Below are 25,096 nucleotides of genomic sequence, written 5' to 3'. Positions count from 1 at the left end.
CAGGCGGCGCCAGCAGGTGCCGCCTTTTGCATGGCTTTCAACCAAGGAGCTTCACCATGAGTACCGCCAGCGGCCTGCCGCCGTCGATCACCGTTTCTACTTTCGACATGGACCGCCTGGACGCCATGCTCGAATCCCCCGCGCTGAGCCAGACGCCTGCCGCGCTCGCGCTTGCTGAAGAACTCAACCGGGCCACCGTGATGGCACCGGACCAGATTCCCGAAGGCATCGTCATGATGCATTCGCGCGTGGAATGCGAAGATGAAGTGTCGGGCGAAAAGCACGTCCTGACCCTGGTCTTCCCCCGCGAAGCCAACGTCGATGAAGGCAAGGTCTCCGTGCTGGCCCCGGTCGGCAGTGCCCTGCTCGGCCTTTCGATCGGCCAGAGCATCGACTGGAACGCGCCCGGTGGCCGGAAGCTGCGCCTGCGCGTGACCGCGGTCCATAACGACCGCCCCTGATTACCGCTGCGCACCGCGCGCGATTCGATTCCCTTGCACCAGGAGCCGCAATGAGTACCCCGTCCAAACTGTCCCAGCTGCGTGAACTGTCCGTGGTCGTCGCCGATACCGGTGACTACGAGGCGATCAAGCGCCTGCAGCCGGTGGACTGCACCACCAACCCGACCCTGGTGAAGAAGGCGCTGGACCTGCCGGTCTACGCCGAGCTGATCGAACGCGAACTGGCCTGGGGCCGCCAGCAGGGTGGCGACCGCGAAGCCGTGGTGCACGCGGTGGCCGACCGCCTGACCATCGGCGTCGGCGCGCTGCTGAGCACGCTGGTGCCGGGCCGGGTATCCACCGAGGTGGATGCCGACCTGGCTCACGACACCGCGGCCACCGTGGCCAAGGCCCGCCAGTTCATCCAGATGTACGCCGACGCCGGCGTGCCGCGCGAGAAGATCCTGATCAAGATCGCCGCGACCTGGGAAGGCGTGGAAGCCGCGCGCATCCTGCAGGCCGAAGGCATCGACTGCAACCTGACGCTGATCTTCAACCCGACCCAGGCGCTGGCCTGCAGCGAAGCCGGCGCGTTCCTGATCTCGCCGTTCGTCGGCCGCATCCTCGACTGGTACGTGGCCAACGGCCAGACCCCGGCCACCATCGACGAAGACCCGGGCGTGAAGTTCGTGCGCGGCGTGTACGCCGAATTCAAGCGTCGCGGTTCGCCGACGGTGGTGATGGGCGCCTCGTTCCGTTCGACCGCGCAGATCGAAGCACTGGCCGGCTGCGACCGCCTGACGATCTCGCCGGACCTGCTGGAGAAGCTGGACGCCGACCACGGCGAGCTGCCGCGCAAGCTGGTGGCCGGTGCAGCGGACGGCGCGGCGGTGACCCCGATCGACGCGGCGAAGTTCGCGGCGGACCTGGCGGCCGATCCGATGGCCACCGAGAAGCTGGCGACCGGCATCGAGGCGTTTGCCAAGGATCTGGAAGCACTGCGCGATCGGATCCGCGCGGCACTGTGAGGATTCCGGCCAACGGCTGAGCCCCTCGTGGCGGGGGGCTTGGTCGCGAAGAGCGGGTCATGTGGTTGGCAGGGTGGGTAGGCCGTGCAGGGGACGCTGCAAGTACGTCCCTGTAAGCTCTGTCGCCCCATCCATGCGGCTCACGCCCCTGCACGGCCTACCCACCCTGCCTTCGACAGTTTCCTGCGGCCGCCCGCCACGGAAGAAAGAAAGAAGAGCAACAGCGGGTCGCGCGCTTCGCTTGCTCGGAGCCGAGCATGGCTCGGCTCTACAAGGGCAATGCAGAACCAAACAAAAAGGACGCGGCGAACGCCGCGTCCTTTTTGTTTTCCATCAGTTCGTCAGTAACCAATGCTCTCGCCCACCGTCACCGGGAAACTGTCGAAGGTGGGACGGGCGCAGATGGCGGGACCGTCCACGGCATGGATGCCGTGGCCGAGCCCCCAAGGACGGGTTTACGGCGTGTCCCGCCATCTGTACCCGTCCCGCCAAACTCACAGCAAACCAGAGCCGCTTTGGCTTTGGCTTTGGCTTCTGCCCGCCGCAGGCGGACCACCGCGCGTCAGCGCGGCGCCTCCACATCCAATCCGATCGGGCAGCTCACGCCGGTGCCGCCGATGCCGCAATAGCCGTTCGGATTCTTCGCCAGGTACTGCTGGTGGTAGTCCTCGGCGTAGTAGTACGCCGGTGCCGGGTACACGATCTCGGTGGTGATCGGGCCGTAGCCGGCCGCATCCAGCTGCGCCTGGTAGGCCTCGCGACTGGCCAGCGCGGCCTTGTACTGGCCCTCGTCGGTGGCATGGATCGCCGAACGGTACTGGGTGCCGGTGTCGTTTCCCTGGCGCATGCCCTGCGTCGGGTCATGGCTTTCCCAGAACAGCTGCAGCAGCCGTTCCAGGCTCACCACCGCCGGGTCGAACACCACCTGCACCACTTCGGTGTGGCCGGTCAGGCCCGAGCAGACCTCTTCATAGGTCGGGTTCGGGGTGATGCCGCCGGCATAGCCCACCGAGGTGCTGTACACGCCCGGTTCGGTCCAGAACTTGCGCTCGGCGCCCCAGAAACAGCCCAGCGCGAAGCGGATCTGCTGCAGGCCGGCGAAGCGGTCCTTCAGCGGATGGCTGTTCACGAAGTGCTGGTTGCTGTGCAGCGGCAACGGCTGCTCGCGTCCCGGCAGCGCCTCTTCCGGGCGCGGCAGGCGCTGCTTGAAGGCCCCGATGCCGAGGATGCCCTGGCCAATTCCCAACATGATGCGCTCCTACGCCGGAAGGCCGGCTATGTCGTCTGCATCTGAAATGGGGGCGTCCGGCGCGTGGCCCAAGTCCAGCGCGGCCACGATGTCCTCGGCCTGCGGGCGTGCCGCATCGGGGATGCCGACCCGCAACACGCCAAACAGCGGCAGCTCGCCCATCCCGCCCAGCAACTGCTCTCCGAACACAAACGCGGGGATACCGGCGTCTTCCAGGGCGTGCTTGACCAGATGGGCGTCGAACAGATTGTCGGCCTTGTACACGATGTGCATGCGGCGGCTCCGTGGGACAGGGTTCCAGCATACGCCCGCCCCGTCCCGGTAGCGCCGGGCAATGCCCGGCGGGTTGCCGCCGCGCTCGCCGGGCGTGGCCCGGCGCTACCGATCCGGACCGGGCAACCCCGCCCGGTACGCGCTAGACTGTTGGTCTTTCTGCCCTTTTTCGCCCCAGACTCATGTCCGAGCACACCCCCGCCAGCCCCGAGACCCCCGCCGACAGCCACGAAAAGCGCGATTTCATCCGCCAGATCGTGCGCGAGGACCTGGCCAGCGGAAAGCACCAGGCGATCAAGACCCGCTTCCCGCCGGAACCGAACGGCTACCTGCACATCGGCCATGCCAAGTCGATCTGCCTGAACTTCGGCATCGCCGGCGAATTCAGCGGCGTCTGCAACCTGCGCTTCGACGACACCAACCCGGCCAAGGAAGATCCGGAGTACGTGGCCGCGATCCAGGACGACGTGCGCTGGCTGGGCTTCGAGTGGAACGAGCTGCGCCATGCTTCGGACTACTTCCAGGCCTATTACCTGGCCGCCGAGAAGCTGATCGAACAGGGCAAGGCCTATGTCTGCGACCTGTCGGCCGAGGAAGTGCGCGCCTACCGCGGCACTCTCACCGAGCCGGGCCGCCCGTCGCCGTGGCGCGACCGCAGCGTCGAGGAGAACCTCGACCTGTTCCGCCGCATGCGCGCCGGTGAATTCCCGGATGGCGCACGCACCCTGCGCGCGAAGATCGACATGGCCAGCGGCAACATCAACCTGCGCGATCCGGCGCTGTACCGCATCAAGCACGTCGAGCACCAGAACACCGGCAGCGCGTGGCCGATCTACCCGATGTACGACTTCGCCCACGCGCTGGGTGATTCGATCGAGGGCATCACCCACTCGCTGTGCACGCTGGAGTTCGAAGACCACCGCCCGCTGTACGACTGGTGCGTGGACAACGTCGATTTCGCCCATGACGATGCGCTGACCCAGCCGCTGGTCGATGCCGGCCTGCCGCGCGAAGCGGCCAAGCCGCGCCAGATCGAATTCTCGCGCCTGAACATCAACTACACGGTGATGAGCAAGCGCAAGCTGATGGCGCTGGTCACCGAACAGCTGGTGGACGGCTGGGACGACCCGCGCATGCCGACCTTGCAGGGCCTGCGCCGCCGTGGTTATACCCCGTCTGCGATGCGCCTGTTTGCCGAGCGCGTAGGCATCAGCAAGCAGAATTCGCTGATCGACTTCAGCGTGCTGGAAGGCGCGTTGCGCGAAGACCTGGACAGCGCCGCCCCACGCCGCATGGCGGTGGTCGATCCGGTCAAGCTGGTGCTGACCAACCTGCCGGAAGGCCACGAAGAGCTGCTGACCTTCAGCAACCACCCGAAGGACGAGAGCTTCGGCAGCCGCGAAGTGCCGTTCGCCCGCGAAGTGTGGATCGATCGCGAGGACTTCGCCGAAGTGCCGCCGAAGGGCTGGAAGCGCCTGGTGCCGGGTGGCGAAGTGCGCCTGCGCGGCGCCGGCATCATCCGCTGCGACGAAGTGATCAAGGATGCCGATGGCACCATCACCGAGCTGCGCGGCTGGCTGGATCCGGAATCGCGCCCGGGCATGGAAGGCGCCAACCGCAAGGTCAAGGGCACCATCCACTGGGTCAGCGCCGTGCATGGCGTGCCGGCCGAGATCCGCCTGTACGACCGCCTGTTCTCGGTGCCGAACCCGGACGACGAATCGGAAGGCAAGACCTACCGCGACTACCTCAATCCGGAATCGCGCCGCACCGTCACCGGCTATGTCGAGCCGGCCGCGGCCAGCGCCGCGCCGGAGCAGTCGTTCCAGTTCGAACGTACCGGCTACTTCGTTGCCGACCGCCGCGATCACAGCGAGGCCAAGCCGGTGTTCAACCGCAGCGTGACCCTGCGCGACACCTGGTCGGCCTGAGGACCTGCGCGGGCGCCTGGATGGCGCCCGCACGACCGCGACGATGATCACCGCCCTTTCCGTCCTGCTCTGGTTCATCTCGCAGCATCCGCTGCTGACGTTCTTTGCAGCGATGGTGCTGGCCGGGCTGGTCTCGTGGTGGCGGCGTTTTCCGGGCTACGCCATCGTGGTGTTCCCGCTGGCGATGCTCAACATGTTCCTCGGCCATTTCCTCAACGCCACCTTCCTCAACATGGTGGGCGAGCGCGGTGAAGCGGTGATCGTCAAGGCCGAGCGGACCAGCTCCACGCTCAACGAACAGTACATCTGGCGCTACGAGGGGGTGCTGCGTACCGCCGAGGGCCGCGATGTGGACGTGGTGTTCCACACCAACACCGCCTCGCTGTGGCCGCTGGAAAACGCCATCCGCATCCCGGCGCGCGACCAGCCGTTCGTGGTCAAGTACACGCCGGGTTTCCCGCGCAACTTCGTCATCCTCACCAACGAATCCCCGCACGGGCTGGCCCAGGCCCGGGCCAGCGCGCGCGAGCGGGTGGAGGTGGCGGCACGCAAGCTGCACTTCAGCCCGGGCAATGCCGAGTTCCGCGCCGACTATCGCCGCGAGCTGGAAAGCTGGCTGCGCGACCACGGCAACGATCCGCAGCAGCAACCCGACGCGCAGCGATATCGCGCCGAGCTCGACGCGCTCGACCATTAGATTTTCCAGGCCCTGCCTGGATGTTCCACCCCATCCACCGACAGGCCTGACATGACCACGACCTCCGCTGCCCTCCTCCCGCTGCTGCAGCAGGTCCTTCAGGACGCCGGCACCGCCAGCCGCGTCGACGGCAACGCGCTGCTGCTGGACAGCGGCCTGCGCCTGACCCCGCATGCAATGGCCGCACACGCGCGCGACAACGGTGGTTGGCAGACCTCCACCGTCATTGAAAGCCAGCATCCGCAGTTGTTCGCCGATGGCCTGTTCGAGTACCAGCACGCAAATGGTGCCGATGAGCAGGCATCGCTGTTGTCCGGCTTCCAGGCCTGGGCCCGGGTGGACCTGGTGACCCTGCAGACCGCGATCGGCGCCCAAGACGCGCAGGGCCTGCCGATGATGGGCCTGACCTATCCGGCCGGTGCTGACGGCCAGGAACTCGAACGCACCGTGGTGCTCGGTCCACTGGCGCATTACCGCGAGCATGAGATGGACACCGGCCCCCGCAGCGAAGACGATCATGGCTCCTGCCCCTGCTGCCTGTTCACGCGCAGCATTGATGCATTCGATGCGCTGCTGAAGACGCGTTCTTTCCTGGCCATCCGCCTGTTCGCCTCGCGCGATGCCGATGGCCTGTGCGAGGCCGATTGCCGGGTCAACGGCCACGACTTCGCCGCCGCCCTGCCCCTGCTGCGCGCCTACGCGGCCAGCTGGCCGCAGGCAGGGCTGGAATTCCGCAAGCAGTACGTGGTGGTCCGCACCGGCTCGCCAGGCTGACCCACGCCCACACCCGATACAGGCCGGTGCGGCTACACTGCGCGCCGGTTCCCCAAGCAACCGCACTTTTTTCCATCCCACACGAGGCACCCCCGCGATGCTGTACGCGCAAGTCCACCTGACCCTTCCCGCCTGGATCCACGACCAGATCGACCTGGATCGTCGATATCCGGGCGACGAGGCCAAGGTCGCGCTGGCGATCGAGCTGTCGCGGCTGAACGTCGAGCACGCCAGCGGCGGCCCGTTCGGTGCGGTGGTGTTCGGCCCGGACGACAAGGTCATCGCCGCTGGCGTGAACCGGGTGATGCCGCACGCGACTTCGCTGGCGCACGCCGAGAACATGGCCTACATGCTGGCCCAGCAGCGCCTGCAGACCCCGCGCCTGAACGCGGTGCTGTCGCCGGTCACCCTGGCCACCAGTTCGCAGCCATGCTGCCAGTGCTATGGCGCTACCGTGTGGGCCGGCATCGACCGCCTGCTGATCGGTGCCAGTGCGGCCGACGTCGAGGAACTGACCCCGTTCGATGAAGGCCCGCTGCCGGCCGACTGGGTCGGCGAGCTCAACAAGCGTGGCATCGAAGTGGTGCAGGGCCTGGACCGCGACGCCGCGCGCAGCGTGCTGCGAACCTATGGGGAAAGCGATGGCGCCCGTTACTGAGACCGGCATCGGCCTGCTGTGCCTGTGCCGGCAGGGCTTTGAACCCGAGCTGGCCGGCGAGCTGCAGTTCCGCGCCGGTGAAGCCGGTTTCGCTGGCTATGCGCGCACCCAGCGCAATGACGGCTATGTGCTTTTCATGTGCGACGACGCTGCAGCACTGGCGCCACGCCTGCGCTGGCGAGAACTGATCTTCGCGCGGCAGAAGCTGGTCGTGCTGGCCGAGCTGCCGCAGCTGGACCCGAGCGATCGCATCACCCCGATGCTGGAGGTGCTGGCCGATGCGCCGCGCTTCGGCGACCTGTGGGTGGAGCACCCCGATTCGGACGCTGGCAAGCCACTGTCCGGGCTGGCCCGTGCCTTCGGCAATGCACTGCGCCCGGCGCTGCGCAAGGCCGGCAAGCTCACTGATAAGCCAAACACCCGCCTGCCGCGCCTGCATGTGGTGTTCGTCGACGGTACCCATGCCTTCGTCTGCGTGGCCGACCCGGCCGACAGCGCGCCGTGGGCACTGGGCATCCCGCGCCTGAAGCTGCTGCCCGAGGCGCCTTCGCGTTCGGCACTGAAGCTGGACGAAGCACTGCTGACCCTGCTGGCGCCGGAAGAACGCGAAGCACTGGCCAAGCCCGGCATGCGTGCGGCCGACCTGGGCGCCGCCCCCGGCGGCTGGACCTGGGTACTGACCCGCCAGCACATGCACGTGCTGAGCATCGACAACGGCCCGCTGCGCCAGCACGTGCTGGACACCGGTCTGGTCGAGCACCTGCGCGCCGATGGTTTCCACTGGCACCCCGAACAGCCGCTGGACTGGATGGTCTGCGACATGGTCGAGCAGCCGCGCCGCGTGGCCGAACGCATGGCCACCTGGTTCCGCGAAGGCTGGTGCAGGCACGCCATCTTCAATCTGAAGCTGCCGATGAAGAAGCGCTGGGACGAAACCCGCCTGTGCCTGGACCTGTTCCAGGACCAGGCCGGCAAGCCGCTGGTGGTACGCGCCAAGCAGCTCTATCACGACCGTGAGGAGATCACGGTATTGGCCTCGCCGCTGCGCTGAGGAACATGCCCGCCGGGCATGGGCCCGGCGCTACCGAGGAAGGGAACCATGCGATACCACTCGCTCGCCATGTTGATCACCCTGCTGGCCGCCGCACCAGCGGTGGCCCAGCAATTGCCGCACACTCCTGCGCAGAGCCAGCCGCTGGGCCCCACCGGCGGCGCGATCCGCCAGCAACCGCTGGATGCGGGCCGGGTCAGCGGCAGCGTCGAGATTCCGCAGCAGGCCGGCGAGGCACAGGTGACCGTGCGTTCGCTGGAACCGAGCAGCGTGGTCGGCCAGTACCGCATCCACTTCGCCGCGCTGGATGTGAACGGCGACGGTTTCATCAGCCGCGAGGAAGCGCAGGCCAACCCGGCGCTGGCCGACGAATTCAATTCGCTGGACCGCAGGCATCGCGGCAAGCTGGACCGCACCGACCTGGCCGGCTGGCTGGTGGATTGAAAAAGGGGACGGAGGGGATTAAGTCGTATGTGCACAAACGACTTAATCCCCTCCGTCCCCTTTTTGCTTCAGACGCCGGCGGCGCGCTTCCAGAACGCCTGCACCAGCGGCGGCCATCGGCCGACGCAGCCCAGCGCACGGCCCCGGGCCAGGGTCAGGTGCATTTCGTCGTTGGAGAACAGGCGGTTGATCGCATCGAAGCTGTAGGCGGCGATGTGGTTGTCGCTGCGCCGTTCGCGTGCCCAGCGCTGCAGGCGCTGCGGCGACAGCCGCGGCTGGCCGCGGCGCTCGGCCGACGGCGCCAGCCACTGCTGCAGGGCAGCGACATCGCGCAACCCCAGGTTCACGCCCTGCCCGGCCAGCGGGTGCACCACATGCGCGGCATCGCCCAGCGCCAGCACGCGGCCGGCCACATAGTGACGGGCCAGCTGGCGGCGCAGCGGGAACGCCGCACGCGGCGAGGCCAGACGCAGTTCGCCCAGGCGCGCCGCGAAGGCGCGGGTCAGTTCGCGGTTGAAGCTGTCCTCGTCCAACGCCAGCACGCGAGCCGCTTCATCCTCGGGCAGGGTCCAGACGATCGAGCTGCGGCGCTCGGCCACCGGCAGCAGCGCCAGCGGCCCGCCCGGCAGGAAACGCTGCCAGGCCGTGGCCTGGTTGGGAAGATCGCTGTCCACGTAGGCCACCACGCCACGCTGGTGGTAGTCATGCTTTTCAACCTCGATCCCGGCCATCTGGCGCAGGGTCGACTCGGCACCGTCGGCGGCCACCGCCAACGCCGCTTCCAGGCGGCGACCGTCATCCAGGCGCAGGCGCACGCCATCCTCGTCCTGCTCCAGCGCGTCCACCCGTGCCGGGCAGTGCAGCTGCACGCCCGCCGCCGGCAGCGCCGCCCACAGGCGGTCCTGCAGCAGGCCGTTCTCGACGATGTAGCCCAGTTCGCGACGGCCGAAGCGATCGGCATCGAACAGCAGATCTTCGCCACCGGCCGCATCCCACACCTGCATGCGCCGGTAGGGCCAGGCACGGGCCTGGGCGATCGCCGGCCACACGCCGAGGCGGTTCAACAGCTGCACGTTGTCGGCGGCAAAGGCGAACACGCGCAGGTCAGGCTGTGCGGCCTGCCACGGCGCCGGTTCACGGCCTTCCACCAACGCCACCGACAGGCCGGCATCGGCCAGCGCCAGCGCGCACGCGGCACCGACCACGCCACCACCGACGATGGCCACATCAAGACGCGTGCGGCGGCTCATGCGGTTTCTCCACGGCACAGCCGCGGTACTTCGCCACGGAAGCCCATCGCACCACCGACCAGCATCGACTGCACCGAGGCGCGTTGTGCGGCCACCAGACCGAGGCTGCGCAGCGGCCGCATCAGTGGCGCCGGGTTGCTGGTCAGCCGTGCCAGGCCGCCGGAGAACGCCACCGTCTGCCGGCGGTCTTCCTCGCGGCGTGCAACATAGGCCTGCAGCAATGCATCACTGCCGGCATCCTCATGCGCATTCTCCAGCAGTTCGGCCAGGGTCAGCGCATCGCGCAGGCCCAGGTTGAAGCCCTGCGCACCCAGCGGATGGATGGTCTGCGCGGCATTGCCCAGCAGCACCGTGCGTTCACCGGCCAATGCGCGCGCCAGCACCTGGATGAGCGGATAAGCGCTGCGTGGACCGGATTCGAGCAGGCGGCCGGCACGCCAGCCGATCGCGTCCTGCAGGCGCTGCAGCCAGGCCGCATCGTCCAGCGCCATCACCGCATCGGCCTGATCGCGGGCCACGCCATGCACGGTGCCGAAGTGGCGGTCACCGCGCGGCAGCAGGGCGGTCGGGCCGGTATCGGTGAAGCGCTCCCAGGCCGTGCCATCCGGCGCACGCTGGCTGCGCACGCGGGCGACGAACAGGGTCTGCTGGAAATCATGGCGGTCGACCTCGATGCCCAGCGCGCCACGCACGCCGCTGGTGGTGCCATCGGCCCCCACCACCAGACGTGCCAGCAGCACGCGTTCACCCGCCTCGTCAGCCACCCGCACCTGGCGGTAGCCGTCCACCACCTCGCCCAGTCCCAGGAACCGCATCGGCCGATAACGGCGCAGGCGCGGCAGCTCCTGAAGCCGCGCTTCCAGCGCCTGGCCGAAATCGCGCGCGACCACCACCTGGCCGAACCACGGCCGGTCGTAATCGGCCGCTTCGAGCTGCACACGGCCGAAATCGCCGGCACGACTGACATGGATGCGCCGGATCGGGCCCGGTGCCATCGCCAGCTTCTGCATCACCCCCAGCGCGGTCAGCGCATTGACGGTGGCAGCGGCGAAACTGAGATTGCGCTGGTCGAACACCGCAGGCAGCTCGCCGGCCGGGCTGGCCTCGAGCAGGCCCACGTCGCGGCCCAGCCGGTCCAAGGCGATGGCCAGGCTGGCACCCACCAGGCCACCACCGACAATCAGCACGTCATGTCGTTCACTCATGTGTTCATGATACGCGCTCGCCCCGACTGTACGCCGAACAAGCGGCGCCTGCGCCAACCGGCGCGGCGGGCTAGAATGAAACCTGAATCCGCTCCGGGCCCGCTGCCATGTCCGCCACCGCCAACCGCGCCTTCGTCCTGTCCGTCCTCGTGCTGTTGCTGGCGGCGACCCGGGTCAACCACTTCGCGGCCATTCCGGATGCCTCCTGGGCGGTGTTCTTCATCGGTGGCTTCTATCTGGCCACGTGGACACGCTGGGCGTTTCCGCTGCTGATGGTGTTCGCCGTGCTGGTGGACTGGATCGTGATCCGCAGCAGCGGCCTGGATTTCTGGCAGCACTACTGCGTGTCACCGGGTTACTGGCTGCTGCTGCCGGCGTACTTCTCGCTGTGGGCCGGCGGCATGCTGCTGGGCCGCAACTACCAGGGCGCGCGCTGGCCGGTGCTGGCCAAGGGTGCGCTGCTGCTGGTCGCGTCGGTGGCGATCTGCCACCTGCTGGCGCAGGGTGGCTTCTACTGGACCAGCCGTAACGTGGCCGAGCCGACGCTGGCCGGCTGGGCACAGAACTACGCGCAGTGGTTCGGGCCCTACCTGCGCACTACGGCGATCTATGTGGCGCTGGCCGCTGCCCTGCAGCTGGCCGTGGAGCAGGTGTTGAAGCTCCAGCAGGCCCGCCGCGACATCCGCCACTGAGCCGCGCGCCATGGGTCATCGCCTCTCGCGCATTTACACCCGCACCGGCGACGACGGCAGTACCGGCCTTGGCGACGGCCAACGCGTGGCCAAGGATGACGCCCGCGTGGCGTCCTTCGGTACCGTCGACGAGGCCAACGCCGCGCTCGGCCTGCTGCTGGCCGCGCCCCTGCCCGAGGATGTACGCGCGCTGGTGGTGCATCTGCAGCACCAGCTGTTCGATCTGGGCGCCGAGCTGTGCATTCCCGGCCACGCCGCGATCCATGCCGCCGACGTCTCGGCCCTGGAGCAGCAGCTGGACCATTACAACGCCAACCTCCCGATGCTGAAGGAATTCATCCTGCCGGCCGGCGGCGAAGCTGCCGCGCGCTGCCATCTGGCCCGCACCATCGTCCGCCGCGCCGAGCGCGAGACGGTCACCCTGGCCCGCCACGAGGCCGTCCGCAGCGAGGCGCTGCAATACCTCAACCGGCTGTCGGACCTGCTGTTCGTGCTGGCCCGGGTGCTGGCCCGCGCCGACGGCCATGGCGAAGCGCTGTGGCAGCCACAGCAGCGCCAGCGCTGAGTCGGCACGATGCTGGTCTATTCCCACCCGTCCTGCCTGCTGCATGACCCCGGTCCCGGCCATCCCGAATGCCCGCAACGGCTGCAGCAGGTGCTGGACGCACTGCACACCGCCTTCCCCGGCCAGCTGGACTGGCGCGAGGCGCCGCCGGCGAAGTTCGGCGAACTGACCCGGGTCCACGACAGCGCCCTGCTCGACTTCGTGCTGCAGCCGCAGACCGCACCGCTGCGCCAGCTGGACATGGACACCTGGACCTCGCCGGGCTCGGCCAGCGCCGCCGTGCACGCCGCCGGTGCCGGTGTGGCCGCAGTCGATGCGGTGATGCTGGGCGAGGACCCGCTGGCCTTCTGCGCGGTACGCCCACCGGGCCACCACGCCACCAGCAGCACCGCGATGGGCTTCTGCCTGCTGAACAACATCGCCATCGCCGCCGCCCATGCCCGCGACCGCCATGGCCTGGAACGGATCGCGGTGGTCGATTTCGACGTGCACCACGGCAATGGCACCCAGGACATCTTCCAGCATGACGCCCGGGTTTCGTACTACAGCACCCACCAGGCCGGGCTGTTCCCCAATTCCGGCCTGCGCCGCGACCGCGGTGCCGGCAACCTGATGAACATCCTGCTGCCGCCGGGAAGCGGCGGCTTCCGCTTCCGCAACGTCTGGGCCGACGAGATGCTGCCGGCCATCGACGACTTCCGCCCGCAGCTGCTGCTGATCTCGGCCGGCTTCGATGCCCACCTGCGTGATCCACAGGCGGATCTGATGCTGGAGACCGACGATTTCGCCTGGATCACCGGTGAGCTGCACGCGCTGGCACGCCGCCACGCGGCTGGCCGGGTGGTGTCGATGCTGGAGGGCGGCTATGACCTGCAGGCCCTGGCCGAGTGCAGCGTGGCCCATGTCCAGGCCCTGCTTGCGCCATCCGCCGGCACCTCCGCCGGATGAACCCGAACCGGCAGGCTCCGGCGTCCTTCATTGCCCCTATGCAAGGGATGGGGCAAGCTACCGTCCGTTTTCGCCCGAATCCGAACCGCGTGCGCCGAGCCCTCCGCCTGCTTCCCCTGCCTCTGAGCATCGCCATCAGCCTTCCGGCAATGGCTGATGATAAGCCGCTCAACTGGGGCCTGTGCCCGGCCACCGACGTCATTCCCGCGTTCACCGACGCCCCCACGCCGGTCCCGGGCCAGGACAAGGCTGCCGCTGCGGCCGCCCGCGAGAACCAGCCGACCGACATCGAAGGCGACCAGCTGCTGGGTACCACCACCGTGCCGCAGTACGAGGGCAACGTGGCGCTGCGCCGCGGCGACCAGTTCGTCGGTACCGACAAGCTCAGTTTCGACACCGAGACCGGCAACTACATCGCCGACGGCAATGTCCGCTACCAGGACGGGTCGATCCGGATGGTCGCCAAGCGCGCCGAAGGCAACCAGGAAAGCGACACCCACAAGATCACCGACATCAAGTACCAGCTGGTGTCGCGCCGCGGCAACGGCGATGCCGAGTCGGTCGACCTGCAGGGCGCGGTCGGCCAGATGCACCGCTCCACCTACACCACCTGCGACCCGTCACAGCCGGTGTGGAAGCTGTCGGCGCCGCAGATCGAAGTGGACAACGACGAAGGCTTCGGCACGGCCCGCAACGCCGTACTGCGCATCGGCAAGGTGCCGGTGCTGTGGGCGCCGTACTTCAAGTTCCCGATCGATGACCGCCGCAAGACCGGCCTGCTGTTCCCGCAGCTGGGCATGTCCGGCCGCAACGGTTTCGACTACGCGCAGCCGATCTACTTCAACCTGGCGCCGAACTACGACGACACGTTGACCCCGCGCTACATGAGCCGGCGCGGCCTGCTGCTCGACAACGAGTTCCGCTACCTCTACAACGGCGGCCGTGGCGAGGTGCTGACCAGCTACATGCCCAACGACAGGCTGCGCGACCGCGACCGCGGCCGGGTGATGTTCGACGGCTACCACAACGTGAACAGCCACTGGCAGGCCCGCGCCAACCTGGCCTGGGTGAGCGACGAGCGCTATGTCGAGGACTTCGCCAACCGCCTGGTGGGCGTGACCGCCTCCAACCTGCAGAGCACCATTGGCCTGTACGGCACCGGCCAGAACTGGACGGCCGGGATCATGGCCGACCGCTGGCAACTGACCGACTACACCCTCAACGAGAGCGCGCTGCCCTACAACCGCCAGCCGCGCCTGTATTTCAACTGGGACAAGCCGATCCTGCCGTGGCTGGAAACCGGCATTTACGCCGAGGCCGTGCGCTTCACCCACGACGACATCAACTTCAAGTACGGCGCCGATGCCGGTCCGGACCTGCAGTACACGCGCAATGGCGTCCAACAGAAATCCGGAATCGGTGTGAGCGGTGGTTCGCGCTTGGACGTGAAGCCGTACGTGTCGTTCCCCATCAGCGGCGCGGCCTGGTACATCACGCCGACCCTGGCGTATCGGTATACGGCCTACCAGCTCGATCGCGGCCTGGTCGACGGCGTGAATGGCATCCGTGGCCAGATTCTGCGCTCGCAGGGCATCGACCCGACCACCGCCACCCCGGAACAGCTGCGCGGCAACACCTCGCCCAGCCGCAGCCTGCCGATCGGCAGCATCGACGCCGGCCTGTTCTTCGACCGCGAGACCAGCATCCGCGGCAAGTCCTTCCTGCAGACGCTGGAGCCGCGCCTGTTCTACCTGCGCACGCCGTACCGCAACCAGGACGAACTGCCGATCTTCGACACCCGTGACTTCACCTTCAGCTGGGGCCAGCTGTTCCGCGATTCGCGCTACACCGGCGCCGACCGCCAGAACGATGCCAACCAGCTGACCCTGGCACTGAGTACCCGTTTCATCGACCAGACCACCGGCAAGGAGCGGTTCTCGGCCTCGATCGGCCAGATCCAGTACTTCGACGAGTCGCGAGTGACCGTCACGCCGGGCGGCGCGCCGGTAGAGAAGGGCAAGTCGGCGTGGATCGCCGACGGCAACTACATGATCAACGACCGCTGGACCCTGGGCGCCACCTACCAGTGGGACCCGAAGTACAAGCGCGAGGATCTGGCCAGCGTCCGCGCCCGCTACCTGATGCCCAACGATGGCGTGATCAACCTGAGCTACCGCTACCGCATCAACGCCGGCGCCCCGGCGACGGCCAACAAGCATGACCGCACCCTGCTGGAGCAGGCTGACCTGTCGTTCCTGTACCCGCTGAATGCGCGCTGGAGCCTGGTCGGTCGCTATTACTACTCGCTGCAGGACAAGGAGCCGCTGGAAATCATCGGCGGCGTGCAGTGGGACAGCTGCTGCCTGGCCGTGCGCGTGGTCGGCCGCCGCTACGTCCGCAATCGCGAGGGCGAGATGAACAATTCCATCCAGGTGGAGTTCGTCCTGAAGGGCCTGAGCTCCATCGGCCAGGACACGGACCGCACCCTGCGCCGTGCTATCCTCGGCTACAACCGCGACGACCTCTATCTCGTGCCGCCCAGCAACACCGGGGTGACCCGCGATGACTACGATCCGAATCAGATCCCATGACCAAGCGCTTCCCCGTTCTTCTCGCCTCCCTGCTGGCGGTGTCCAGCGTGTCCGCCCCCCTGCAGGTGCTCGCGCAGGAGGCGCAGCCGTTGGACCGCATCGCCGCCGTCGTCGACGAGGACGTGATCCTGCAGAGCGAGCTCCAGCGTGCGATCGCCAACATCAAGGCGCAGTACGCCGGCCGTGAAAACCAGCTGCCGCCGGAAGACGTGCTCAGCCGCCAGGTGCTCGAGCGACTGGTGCTGGTCAAGCTGCAGGTCGCCCGCGCCCAGGGCAGCGGCATCCGCGTCAGCGACCAGGAGCTGAACCAGGCGATGAATGCCATCGCCCAGCAGAACGGCTCGGACCTGGATGCACTGCGCCAGCGCCTGGCCCACGACGGCATCGATTTCAACGATTTCCGTGCTTCGGTGCGCGATGAAATCACTGTGCAGCGCCTGCGCCAGAGCTTCGCGCAGAGCCGCATCAGCGTCAGCGAGGGTGAAGTGGACGCCGCGCTGAAGCAGCAGGCCACGGTGGGCAACCAGTACCACCTGGCACACATCCTGATCGCCCTGCCCGACGGCTCCAACGCCGACCAGATCGCCACCGGCCAGAAGAAGGCCGAGGGCGTGAAGGCCCTGCTGGACAAGGGTGAGCTGGACTTCAACGCTGCCGCCGTGCGTTATTCGGACAGCCCGAACGCGCTGGAAGGCGGCGATCTGGGCTGGCGCAGCCTGGATGAAATCCCGCAGGCCTTTGCCCAGCTGATGGAAAAGATGAAGCCCGGCGAAGTGGTCGGCCCGATCCGCGGCCCCAGCGGCTTCCAGTTGCTGAAGCTGGTGGAAGTGCGTGATGCCAGCGCCGCCAGCGGTGGCGCGCACACGGTCACCGAATACCACGGCCGCCACATCCTGGTGCGCGTGGACGATCACCAGACCGACGCTGCCGCCAAGGCCAAGATCGATACCCTGCGCGCCCGCATCGCCGGCGGCGCGGATTTCGAAACCGTGGCCAAGGAATCCTCCGAGGACAACAACAGCAAGGGCCAGGGCGGCGATCTGGGCTGGTTCCCGGTCGACGCGTTCGGTCCGGCGTTTGGTCAGCAGGTGGCCGGCATCCAGGACGGCGGCGTCAGCCAGCCGTTCCGCACCGATGCCGGTTGGCACATCGTGCAGCGCGTGGCCACCCGCCAGACCGACGTGACCAACGACAACCAGCGCGCCCAGATCCGCGAGACCATCGGCCGCCGCAAGCTGGAAGACGAGTACAACCGCTTCCTGCAGGAACTGCGTGGCGAAGCCTATGTCAGCTTCCGCAGCGGGGACCGCGCGGAAAATACCGCCACGCCGCCGCAGTCCTGACCGATGCGCCCCGAGCTCGCTCTGGTACCGGGCGAGCCCGCCGGGATCGGCCCGGAGCTGTGTGTCCGCCTCGTCCAGCAGCCGCGTGAAGATTGCCGGCTGCTGGCCTTCGCCGACCCGGATACCCTGCGCGCGGCCGCCGTCGCGCTGAACCTGCCCCTGCAGCTGCTGCCCGAGGACGCCGAAGCCCGCGCCCCGGGCGACCTGCGTGTGCGCGCGGTGGCCAATGCCATGCCCAGCCACTTCGGCCAGGCCGACCCGGCCAATGCCGGGGCCGTCATCGGCGCCCTGCTCGCTGCCGGCCAGGCCTGCCTGTCCGGCGAACTGCACGGCGTGGTCACCGGCCCGGTGCACAAGGCAGTCATCAACGAAGGCGGCATCGCCTACAGTGGCACCACCGAACTGCTGGCCGACCAGGCCGGGGTGAAGGTGGTGATGATGCTGGCCAACCCCATCGTGCGCGTGGCCCTGGCCACCACCCACCTGCCGCTGCGCGAGGTGGCCGATGCGATCACCGCGCCCAGCCTGGAACACACCCTTCGCACCGTGCACGCCGCGCTGTGCCGCGAGTTCGGCCTGCCCGCGCCACGCATCGCCGTGCTCGGCCTGAACCCGCACGCCGGCGAAGACGGCCATCTGGGCCGCGAGGAACTGGACCTGGTCATCCCGCTGCTGCAGCGCCTGCGCGCGGAGGGCATGGACCTGGTCGGGCCGCTGCCGGCCGATACCGCGTTCCTGCCGGCCAAGCTGGCCGGTTTCGACACCGTGCTGGCGATGTACCACGACCAGGGGCTGCCGGTGCTGAAGTACTCCGGTTTCGAGCAGGCGGTGAACCTGACCCTGGGCCTGCCCTACCCGCGCGTGGCGGTCGACCATGGCACCGCGCTGGACCTGGCCGGCCGCGGCATTGCCGATCCTTCCAGCCTGCAGGCGGCAACGACGCTGTGTGCGCAGCTTGCGCGGCAACGTACACTGAGCGCATGAATTCCCCGCATTCCCCCTCCGGCCCGGTGTTCACCGCACCGGCCAAGAAGCAGCTTGGCCAGCATTTCCTGGCCGATCGCCACTACATCGACAAGATCGTGATGGCGGTCAACCCGAAAGAAGGCGATCGCCTGGTCGAGATCGGTCCCGGCCAGGGCGCGATCACCCTGCCGCTGCTGCGCGTGCATCCGAAACTGACGGTGATCGAGTTCGACCGCGACCTGATCGCGCCGCTGACCGCCGCCGCCGAGCCGCTGGGCGAGCTGACCATCGTCCACCGCGACGTGCTGCGCGTGGACTTCACCGAGCTGGCTGCCGGCCAGCCGATCCGCCTGGTCGGCAACCTGCCCTACAACATCTCCTCGCCGATCCTGTTCCATGCACTGGAACATGCCGCGGTGATCCGCGACATGCACTTCATGCTGCAGAAGGAAGTGGTCGACCGCATGGCCGCCGGCCCCGGCAGCAAGGTGTACGGCCGCCTCAGCGTGATGCTGCAGGCCTATTGCCAGGTGACCTCGCTGTTCGTGGTGCCGCCGGGCGCGTTCCGGCCGCCGCCGAAGGTCGATTCGGCCGTGGTACGGCTGGTGCCGCGTGACCCGGCCTCGATCAACATCAACGACCACGCCCGTTTCGCCGAGGTGGTCAAGGCCGCCTTCGGGCAGCGCCGCAAGACCCTGCGCAATGCGCTCAACAACGTCGTGACGGCCGAGCAGTTCGTCGCCGCCGGCGTGCGCCCCGATGCCCGCGCCGAACAGCTGGATGTGGCTGAATTCATCGCTTTGGCCAATGCCTCCTGATTACACTGCCGGTATGGAAGACGCTGACGTTTACGCCATTTCCGTCGAAGTCGCACCGCGCTTCCTCGACGACCAATCCGCGCCGGAAGACGGGCGCTATGCGTTCGCCTACACGATCCGCATCCACAACCAGGGCCGTGTTGCCGCGCGCCTGGTTGCACGCCACTGGCGCATCACCGATGCCAATGGCCGCGTCGAGCATGTCGATGGCGACGGGGTGATCGGCGAGCAGCCGCGCCTGCGTCCCGGTGAAGACTTCCATTACACGTCCGGTGTCATGCTGGGGACCGATCACGGGACCATGCAGGGCCACTACGACATGGTCGCCGACGACGGCACCGAATTCGCCGCGCCGGTCGCACCTTTCGTGCTGGCCATCCCGCGTACCCTGCACTGACACGGAGGCCGGACGATGAGTGTGTGGGCGATCGGCGACCTGCAGGGCTGCTACGACGTCACCCAGCGCCTGCTGGAGAAGATCCGCTTCGACCCGGCGCAGGACACCCTGTGGTTCTGCGGCGACCTGGTCAACCGCGGTGGCCAGTCGCTGGAAACGCTGCGGCTGGTGCATTCGCTGCGCGGGCACAGCGTGGTGGTGCTGGGCAACCATGACCTTTCGCTGCTGGCCGTCGGTGCACGCACCGAAGAGGAACAGCGCAAGGTCAATCCGGACCTGCTGCGCATCGTGCAGGCCGAGGACCGCGACGAACTGCTGGACTGGCTGCGCCTGCAGAAGCTGGTGCACGTGGATCGCGAGCTGGGCTGGATGATGGTGCACGCCGGCCTGGCACCGAAGTGGACCACGCAGATGGCCGAAAAGCATGCCGCCGAGGTCGAGGCGCAACTGCACGGTGCCGGCTACCGCAAGCTGTTCCGCAACATGTACGGCGACAAGCCGAGCTGGGCGCCGAACCTGTCCGGCTACGACCGTTCACGGGCGATCATCAATGTGCTCACCCGCATGCGCTACTGCACCCCGCGCGGGCGCATCGGCATCGAGGACAAGGGCACGCCGGGCACGCAGGAACAGGGACTGTACCCTTGGTTCGAAGTGCCAGGCCGGGTCGAGCGCGACCTGAAGATCGTCTGCGGCCACTGGTCGGCGCTGGGCCTGACCATCACCCAGGGCGTGCATGCCATCGACACCGGCGCAGTCTGGGGCGGCAAGCTGACCGCGATCCAGCTCGATACCGATGAACTGCGCGTGGTGCAGGTGCCGGGCCGCGATGTCCCCGCACCCGTGCCCAACGCACGCACGCCAGCGCGACCAGCACGCGAGCGCCCGGCTGCATCGGCGCAGGGCAGGGATCCGGGCGGGGCCAACGCCGCGGCCCCCAACCCGGGCAACCGTGGCCCGCGCCGCCGTCGTCGCCGTGGCGGCGGTGGGGGCGGCTCCGCAGGCCCTGGCAACAACGGGGCCCCGCCGCAGGCGTGACCTGATCGTTCCCGGCACCATGGACGGGTGCCGCTGCCCACTCCGGGCCCGGCCACCACCGGCGGTGGAAGCACCGCCCACGGTCCATCGCAGCCGTTGCGCGTCTTCGCCGCTGGGCGCAGCACGCGCGAAGAGGACCCGCGGTTCCAGCACGCCATCATCGGGCATTACCGGATGCCGTAGCGACAGCCCAGGCAGAGTCGACTGTCAGTCGACTATCGCGCGCAGCGCGGGTTTTTCGGGGGGCCGCCGAGAGCAGTCGACTAACAGTCGACTCTACCCCGTCGATATCCCCGTCGATATCCCCGTCGGTGTTTTCGTTGGTATTTGCGCGATCAGCGGCGCACGTAGTGCGCGAAGCGGAACGCGTAGACGTGGCGTTCGTCGGCCGGGTGCGGCTCGCTGCTGACTTCCCGCCAGTCCCGCATGTCGACTTCGGGGAAATGGGTATCGGCAGGCACTTCGGCATCGACCCAGGTCAGGTACAGGTCGCTGGCTTGGTCGAGCAGCTGATGGAAGATCTCGCCGCCGCCGATGATGCACAGCTCGCGGGCGCCCTCGCCTTCGGCAATCGCCTTGGCCTCGTCCAGCGACGCCACCGCGCGCATGCCCGCGAACGGCACCTGGCCGCTGCGGGTCAGCACCAGGTTGGTGCGCCCCGGCAGTACGCGGCCGATCGACTCGGCCGTCTTGCGCCCCATCAGGATCGGCTTGCCCAAGGTGAGCGCCTTGAAGTGCTTGAAATCATCCGGCAGGTGCCAGGGCATGGCATTGCCCTGGCCGATGCCACGGTTGCGGTCCAGCGCCACGATCATCGACAGCTTCATGGCACTCACACCGCCACCGGCGCCTTGATCGCCGGGTGCGGGTCATAGCCGTCAATGCGGATGTCATCGAACCGGAATCCGAACAGGTCGGTCACCTCCGGGTTCAACCACAGCTTGGGCAGCGCGCGCGGTTCGCGCGCCAGCTGCTCGCGGGCCTGCTCGAAGTGGTTCGAGTACAGGTGCGCGTCACCCAGCGTGTGCACGAAGTCGCCCACTCCCAGGCCGGTGGCCTGCGCCACCATGTGGGTCAGCAGCGCATAGCTGGCGATGTTGAACGGCACGCCGAGGAAGATGTCACCGCTGCGCTGGTACAGCTGGCAGCTGAGCTTGCCGTCCACCACGTAGAACTGGAACAGGTTGTGGCACGGCATCAGCGCCATCTGCGAAAGCTCGCCCACGTTCCAGGCGCTGACCACCAGCCGGCGCGAATCGGGGTTGCGCTTGATCTCGTCCACCAGCCACTGCATCTGGTCGATCTCGCGGCCATCGGCGGTGGCCCAGCTGCGCCACTGCTTGCCGTAGACCGGGCCGAGATCGCCGTTCTCGTCGGCCCACTCGTCCCAGATGCGTACCTGGTTGTCCTTCAGGTAGCCGATGTTGGTATCGCCCTTCAGGAACCACAGCAGCTCGTGGATGATCGAGCGCAGGTGCAGCTTCTTGGTGGTGACCAGCGGGAAGCCTTTGTTGAGGTCGAAGCGCATCTGCCAGCCGAACACGCTGCGGGTGCCTGTGCCGGTACGATCACCCTTCTCCGCGCCATGTTCCAGCACATGCGCAAGCAGATCCAGGTAGGCCTTCATGCCTTGCCCTCCGCAGCCATCACCGGTTGCGGCTGCAGCACGGGTGCGCGGCGCGACATCACCAGCAGCACCAGGCCGAAGGCGATCAGCGGCAGGCTGAGGATCTGGCCGCGGGTCAGCCAGTCGAAGGCCACGTAGACGCCGTTGTCGGGCATGCGTACGAATTCGACGGCGAAGCGGAACAGGCCGTACATCAGCGCGAACAGGCCGCCGACCAGGTAGCGGTGGCGCGGCCTGGCCGAGACCGTCCACAGCACCACGAACATCACCAGGCCTTCCAGCAGCGCTTCATACAGCTGCGAGGGATGGCGCGCGAACTGGTTCAGCGCGCCGGTGGCGAACTGCGCCTGCAAGGTGGCGTGGTCCAACTGGTTCAGCGGCGCCGGCAGGCCCGACGGGAACACCACGCCCCAGGTACCGTCGGTGTACTTGCCCCACAGCTCGGCGCCGATGAAGTTGCCGATGCGACCAAAACCCAGGCCCAGCGGCACCAGCGGCGCCATGAAATCCATGGTGTCGAAGAAGTGCAGGCGGTGCTTGCGCGACCACCACCAGCAGGCGCCCAGCACGCCCAGCAGGCCGCCGTGGAAGCTCATGCCGCCATCCCATACCTTGAACAGCAGCAGCGGGTTGTGCAGGAAATCGCCCAGCGCGTAGAACAGCATGTAGCCGATGCGCCCGCCCAGCACCACGCCGAGCATGGCGTAGAACAGCAGGTCGGAGAAGCCGTTGGCGTCGACGCCCGGCAGGCGACCGGCGGCGATGCGCGTGCGTCCCAGCAGCCAGGCAGCGGTGAAGCCCAGCAGGTACATGATGCCGTACCAATGCACCTTGATCGGCCCCAGCGAGAGGGCGATGGGGTCGATGTCGTGGAAATAGATCATGGAAGGTGCCTTGCGGTTGAACGCCTATTCTCGGGCCAGTGCCGCCCCGGCTCAACCAAGAAGCTGGGGCGAGTTCGGCAACGCGTCATCGTTCGACCGCGTCGAGGCCGGGAAGTGCCCTTCGATCAGGCTGGAAACCTCGTCGATGGCATCCTGCAGCGCTTCCACCGGATTGGAACCACGCAGGCCCTCGCGCAGATGGGTGCAGACCCGCTGCCACTGCGCCGGGCTGACCCGGCCATGCAGGCCGCGGTCGGCGACGATCTCGATGGCATGGTCGGCCAGCAGCAGGTAGATCAGCACGCCGTTGTTCTGGGCGGTATCCCAGGTGCGCAGGCGTGCGAAGGCATGCTCGGCGGCCTGCCTCGGGGTGACCTTGTGCCACAACGCGGACAGAGGCAGATCGGCCTCCACAGCGAACATCACCTGACCGCCGTGGCGCTGCTCACCGGCGGCGATGGCCTCGGTGATCGCCTGCAGCGTGGCTGGCGGGAACGCGCGACGTACCGACGGCGAACATACATGGCGGAACAGACGTTGGATCATCACCAGCCTCCCGAAGCACCACCGCCACCGGAACGGCCACCGCCGCCGCCCCAGCCGCCTCCGCCGCCGAATCCACCGCCTCCGCCAAAACCGCCCCCGCCGCCCCAGCTGCCACCGCCCCAGCCTCCGCCACCGGCGAAGCGCCCCGGATGCCCGGAGAGCATCGCCACGATCAGGCCGACCACGCCGGCCAGGCCACTGGCCAGCAGGGTGGAGGTGAACAGGAACGCCGCCACGGCTGCGCCAGCGCCGCCGAGCAGGCCACGCAGCGGGCGCGGCACGCGCGCGAACACGCCGCGCAGGATGCTGCCGGCGAACACGCCGATGAACAGCGCCAGGAACCAGGTGTCGCCGCCACCGCCGGGCTCGCGCCCGCGATGACCGCTGACCGGTGCGGGCAGCGTTTCGCCATCGATCAGCTTGACCAGCACGGCGGTGGCATCGGTGATGCCCCCGGCGTAGTCGCCGCTGCGGAAGCGTGGCACCAGGTACTCCTGGATGACCCGGTTGGCGATGGCATCGGGAATCGCGCCTTCCAGGCCGTAGCCCGGCTCGATGCGCACGCGCCGGTCGTCCTTGGCCACCACCAGCAGCACCCCGTCATCCACGCCCTTGCGGCCGATCTGCCACTGGTCGAAGACCCGCGTGGTGTACTGGGCGATGTCTTCCGGCTGGGTGGTGGGTACCACCAGCACCTGCAGCTGGCTGCCCTTGCGCTGCTGAAGGTCAAGCGCCTGCTGTACCAGCGCCTGCTTCTGCGCGGCATCCAGCGTGCCGGTGGTGTCGACCACCGGCGAATCCAGCGCCGGAACCGGCGCCAGCTGCTGGGCGTGCGATGCCAGCGGCAGCCATAGCAGCAGGGCCAGCAGCGCAGTGGCCAGGCGCATGGGTCAGTGGCCCGGCTGCGGTGCCGGCTGCTGCTGCGGCGCGCTGCCGAAATCGACCGCCGGCGCGTTGGAGATCTGCGCTTCGTTGTCCACGGTGAAGTTCGGCTTGGTCTTGTAGCCGAAGATCTTGGCGGTGATCACCTGCGGGAACGAGCGGATGTAGGTGTTGTAGTCCTGCACCTGCTGGATGTAGCGGCCACGGGCGACGGTGATGCGGTTTTCAGTGCCTTCCAGCTGGGCCTGCAGGTCGCGGAAGTTCTGGTCCGACTTCAGCACCGGGTAGTTCTCGGTGACCACCAGCAGCCGCGACAGCGCGCTACCCAGTTCGCCCTGGGCCTGCTGGAACTGCTTGAGCGAGGCTTCGTCATCGGCGTTGACGTTGATCTGGCCGACACGCGAGCGGGCGTTGGTGACTTCGGTCAGCACGCGCTCTTCCTGGCTGGCAAAGCCCTTCACCGTCTGCACCAGGTTGGGCACCAGGTCGGCGCGCCGCTTGTACTGGTTGAGCACTTCGGACCAGCTGGCCTTGACCGCCTCATCCTTCTGCTGGATGGCGTTGTAGCCGCAGCCGGACAGCAGGGAGGCCAGCAGCATCAGGGGCAGGACACGGGTGAACAGGCGCATGGCGGCGGTTCCGGGTGGGCTTGGCGCCGAGCATGCCATGGTTCGGGTGAAAGACCGGCCATCGGGCGCCGCCCCCTCCGCGGTGTGGTCCAGCCAGCTCGGGGTGGGCCGGGAGGGTGGGTCGGCTGGGGGCCGCTGCAAGTACGTCCATGTAAGCTCGGTCGCCGCAT

27 protein-coding genes are annotated in these 25,096 nt (G+C 68.0%); 17 read left to right on the top strand and 10 right to left on the bottom strand.

What is annotated here, in order from left to right; all coding sequences use genetic code 11:
* The first annotated feature begins 56 nt into the window (after positions 1-56).
* Together rnk and ACTXG9_RS17695 are read left to right on the top strand one after the other, a co-directional pair.
* Entirely contained in the window at positions 57-461 is a 405-nt protein-coding gene (gene rnk, locus ACTXG9_RS17700; RefSeq protein WP_019661134.1) for a nucleoside diphosphate kinase regulator, read from the top strand.
* Positions 462-511: 50 nt separating this feature from the next.
* A complete protein-coding gene (locus ACTXG9_RS17695) occupies positions 512-1,468 on the top strand; it encodes a transaldolase (protein WP_111099043.1) in 957 nt (318 codons plus the stop codon).
* 562 nt (positions 1,469-2,030) lie between these two features.
* Here ACTXG9_RS17695 and msrA read toward each other — a convergent pair.
* Together msrA and ACTXG9_RS17685 are read right to left on the bottom strand one after the other, a co-directional pair.
* On the bottom strand, positions 2,031-2,696 hold the full coding sequence (msrA, locus tag ACTXG9_RS17690) for a peptide-methionine (S)-S-oxide reductase MsrA (protein WP_031270096.1): 666 nt from the start codon (positions 2,694-2,696) through the stop codon (positions 2,031-2,033).
* A 30-nt stretch (positions 2,697-2,726) separates the two neighbouring features.
* Positions 2,727-2,990: a putative signal transducing protein gene (locus tag ACTXG9_RS17685; protein ID WP_005408153.1), complete on the bottom strand. Its 264-nt coding sequence runs from the start codon at positions 2,988-2,990 to the stop codon at positions 2,727-2,729.
* 182 nt (positions 2,991-3,172) lie between these two features.
* On the opposite strand from ACTXG9_RS17685, the gene ACTXG9_RS17680 reads away from it, so the two are divergent.
* The 6 genes from ACTXG9_RS17680 (at position 3,173) to ACTXG9_RS17655 (ending at position 8,545) form a co-directional block, all read left to right on the top strand.
* Complete coding sequence (locus ACTXG9_RS17680; RefSeq protein ID WP_021203196.1) at positions 3,173-4,921, top strand: glutamine--tRNA ligase/YqeY domain fusion protein; 1,749 nt, start codon at positions 3,173-3,175, stop codon at positions 4,919-4,921.
* A gap of 43 nt (positions 4,922-4,964) precedes the next feature.
* The gene (locus ACTXG9_RS17675; RefSeq protein WP_021203195.1) at positions 4,965-5,618 is read left to right on the top strand and encodes a membrane protein; all 654 of its coding nucleotides are present in this window, start codon (positions 4,965-4,967) and stop codon (positions 5,616-5,618) included.
* Positions 5,619-5,669: 51 nt separating this feature from the next.
* Positions 5,670-6,392 carry a DUF6348 family protein gene (locus ACTXG9_RS17670; protein ID WP_021203194.1) on the top strand — a complete coding sequence of 241 codons (723 nt, stop codon included), beginning with the start codon at positions 5,670-5,672 and terminating at the stop codon, positions 6,390-6,392.
* Positions 6,393-6,489: 97 nt separating this feature from the next.
* The gene (locus ACTXG9_RS17665) at positions 6,490-7,050 is read left to right on the top strand and encodes a nucleoside deaminase (RefSeq protein WP_019661129.1); all 561 of its coding nucleotides are present in this window, start codon (positions 6,490-6,492) and stop codon (positions 7,048-7,050) included.
* Positions 7,034-8,101, top strand: coding sequence for a 23S rRNA (cytidine(2498)-2'-O)-methyltransferase RlmM (gene rlmM / locus ACTXG9_RS17660; RefSeq protein WP_111099042.1), 1,068 nt, complete (start codon positions 7,034-7,036; stop codon positions 8,099-8,101). Before ACTXG9_RS17665 ends, rlmM begins: the two co-directional genes overlap by 17 nt.
* A gap of 48 nt (positions 8,102-8,149) precedes the next feature.
* Positions 8,150-8,545, top strand: a complete 396-nt coding sequence (locus ACTXG9_RS17655) for an EF-hand domain-containing protein (protein WP_111099041.1) — start codon at positions 8,150-8,152, stop codon at positions 8,543-8,545.
* A 68-nt stretch (positions 8,546-8,613) separates the two neighbouring features.
* On the opposite strand, the gene ACTXG9_RS17650 is transcribed toward ACTXG9_RS17655, so the two are convergent.
* Entirely contained in the window at positions 8,614-9,795 is a 1,182-nt protein-coding gene (locus ACTXG9_RS17650; RefSeq protein ID WP_111102386.1) for a UbiH/UbiF family hydroxylase, read from the bottom strand.
* Complete coding sequence (ubiH, locus tag ACTXG9_RS17645) at positions 9,792-11,000, bottom strand: 2-octaprenyl-6-methoxyphenyl hydroxylase (protein WP_019661125.1); 1,209 nt, start codon at positions 10,998-11,000, stop codon at positions 9,792-9,794. Before ubiH ends, ACTXG9_RS17650 begins: the two co-directional genes overlap by 4 nt.
* 107 nt (positions 11,001-11,107) lie before the next feature.
* On the opposite strand from ubiH, the gene ACTXG9_RS17640 reads away from it, so the two are divergent.
* The 9 genes from ACTXG9_RS17640 to ACTXG9_RS17600 all read left to right on the top strand — a co-directional run bounded on the left by ACTXG9_RS17640 (position 11,108) and on the right by ACTXG9_RS17600 (position 20,358).
* Complete coding sequence (locus tag ACTXG9_RS17640; RefSeq protein WP_019661124.1) at positions 11,108-11,692, top strand: hypothetical protein; 585 nt, start codon at positions 11,108-11,110, stop codon at positions 11,690-11,692.
* A 10-nt stretch (positions 11,693-11,702) separates the two neighbouring features.
* A complete protein-coding gene (locus tag ACTXG9_RS17635; RefSeq protein ID WP_019661123.1) occupies positions 11,703-12,257 on the top strand; it encodes a cob(I)yrinic acid a,c-diamide adenosyltransferase in 555 nt (184 codons plus the stop codon).
* Between the two features lie 9 nt (positions 12,258-12,266).
* The gene (locus ACTXG9_RS17630; RefSeq protein ID WP_021203189.1) at positions 12,267-13,205 is read left to right on the top strand and encodes a histone deacetylase family protein; all 939 of its coding nucleotides are present in this window, start codon (positions 12,267-12,269) and stop codon (positions 13,203-13,205) included.
* An 89-nt stretch (positions 13,206-13,294) separates the two neighbouring features.
* The gene (gene lptD / locus ACTXG9_RS17625; protein ID WP_111099055.1) at positions 13,295-15,796 is read left to right on the top strand and encodes an LPS-assembly protein LptD; all 2,502 of its coding nucleotides are present in this window, start codon (positions 13,295-13,297) and stop codon (positions 15,794-15,796) included.
* The gene (locus ACTXG9_RS17620) at positions 15,793-17,139 is read left to right on the top strand and encodes a peptidylprolyl isomerase (protein WP_019338102.1); all 1,347 of its coding nucleotides are present in this window, start codon (positions 15,793-15,795) and stop codon (positions 17,137-17,139) included. The genes lptD and ACTXG9_RS17620 overlap by 4 nt, the downstream gene beginning before the upstream one ends.
* A 3-nt stretch (positions 17,140-17,142) precedes the next feature.
* Positions 17,143-18,123, top strand: coding sequence for a 4-hydroxythreonine-4-phosphate dehydrogenase PdxA (gene pdxA, locus ACTXG9_RS17615; protein WP_019661120.1), 981 nt, complete (start codon positions 17,143-17,145; stop codon positions 18,121-18,123).
* Positions 18,120-18,923: a 16S rRNA (adenine(1518)-N(6)/adenine(1519)-N(6))-dimethyltransferase RsmA gene (gene rsmA, locus ACTXG9_RS17610; RefSeq protein ID WP_021203187.1), complete on the top strand. Its 804-nt coding sequence runs from the start codon at positions 18,120-18,122 to the stop codon at positions 18,921-18,923. Before pdxA ends, rsmA begins: the two co-directional genes overlap by 4 nt.
* A gap of 13 nt (positions 18,924-18,936) precedes the next feature.
* Positions 18,937-19,320 (top strand): Co2+/Mg2+ efflux protein ApaG, encoded by a 384-nt coding sequence (gene apaG, locus ACTXG9_RS17605; RefSeq protein ID WP_005412297.1) that lies wholly within the window; start codon positions 18,937-18,939, stop codon positions 19,318-19,320.
* 15 nt (positions 19,321-19,335) lie between these two features.
* Positions 19,336-20,358: a symmetrical bis(5'-nucleosyl)-tetraphosphatase gene (locus ACTXG9_RS17600; RefSeq protein WP_021203186.1), complete on the top strand. Its 1,023-nt coding sequence runs from the start codon at positions 19,336-19,338 to the stop codon at positions 20,356-20,358.
* A 335-nt stretch (positions 20,359-20,693) separates the two neighbouring features.
* Here the strand turns inward: ACTXG9_RS17600 and ACTXG9_RS17595 are convergent, their stop codons facing one another.
* From ACTXG9_RS17595 to ACTXG9_RS17570, 6 genes are read right to left on the bottom strand one after another with little or no spacing between them, the layout of a single operon-like run.
* Positions 20,694-21,185, bottom strand: coding sequence for a dihydrofolate reductase (locus ACTXG9_RS17595; RefSeq protein ID WP_111099038.1), 492 nt, complete (start codon positions 21,183-21,185; stop codon positions 20,694-20,696).
* Between the two features lie 5 nt (positions 21,186-21,190).
* Positions 21,191-21,985 carry a thymidylate synthase gene (locus ACTXG9_RS17590; RefSeq protein WP_111099037.1) on the bottom strand — a complete coding sequence of 265 codons (795 nt, stop codon included), beginning with the start codon at positions 21,983-21,985 and terminating at the stop codon, positions 21,191-21,193.
* Positions 21,982-22,869 carry a prolipoprotein diacylglyceryl transferase gene (gene lgt / locus ACTXG9_RS17585; RefSeq protein ID WP_134732206.1) on the bottom strand — a complete coding sequence of 296 codons (888 nt, stop codon included), beginning with the start codon at positions 22,867-22,869 and terminating at the stop codon, positions 21,982-21,984. Before lgt ends, ACTXG9_RS17590 begins: the two co-directional genes overlap by 4 nt.
* A gap of 51 nt (positions 22,870-22,920) precedes the next feature.
* A complete protein-coding gene (locus tag ACTXG9_RS17580; RefSeq protein ID WP_134732208.1) occupies positions 22,921-23,415 on the bottom strand; it encodes a TPM domain-containing protein in 495 nt (164 codons plus the stop codon).
* A complete protein-coding gene (locus ACTXG9_RS17575; protein WP_021203181.1) occupies positions 23,415-24,302 on the bottom strand; it encodes a TPM domain-containing protein in 888 nt (295 codons plus the stop codon). The genes ACTXG9_RS17580 and ACTXG9_RS17575 overlap by 1 nt, the downstream gene beginning before the upstream one ends.
* A 3-nt stretch (positions 24,303-24,305) precedes the next feature.
* A complete protein-coding gene (locus ACTXG9_RS17570; protein WP_012510094.1) occupies positions 24,306-24,926 on the bottom strand; it encodes a LemA family protein in 621 nt (206 codons plus the stop codon).
* Positions 24,927-25,096: the final 170 nt, after the last annotated feature.

The organism is Stenotrophomonas maltophilia group sp. LNF247, from assembly GCF_054083135.1.
This window is presented reverse-complemented; position numbering and strand designations above follow the sequence as displayed.